Origin of the sequence: Pseudomonas sp. BJa3 (assembly GCF_026343815.1) — a bacterium.
GTDB lineage: Bacteria > Pseudomonadota > Gammaproteobacteria > Pseudomonadales > Pseudomonadaceae > Aquipseudomonas > Aquipseudomonas soli.
The window spans coordinates 1-244 of sequence record NZ_JAOXMC010000457.1; the positions used below are offsets into that span (position 1 = coordinate 1).

At 62.3% G+C, this 244-nt stretch carries 1 pseudogene; it reads left to right on the top strand.

The features are described 5' to 3' along the window. Window positions 1–203: pseudogene (locus OH705_RS28405) on the top strand (succinylglutamate desuccinylase/aspartoacylase domain-containing protein); the annotation flags it as partial. Between the last annotated feature and the right edge of the window lie 41 nt (window positions 204–244).

Consider the following 244-nt stretch of genomic DNA (forward strand, 5'->3'; position numbering starts at 1 on the left):
AGCGCACCCGCCTGCATTACGACCTGCATACCGCCTTTCGTGGGTCGAAGATCGTGCAGTTCGAGCTGTATCCCTACAAGGAAGGCCGCCATCACTCCCGCCGAGAGCTGGCGCGTCTGGCGGCGGCCGGTATGGAGGCGTTGCTGTTGCATAGCAAGTCGTCGATCACCTTCAGCGCCTTCACCTATGAGCAGCTCGATGCCTAGTACTTCACCCTGGAGCTCGGCAAGGCCCGCCCGTTCGG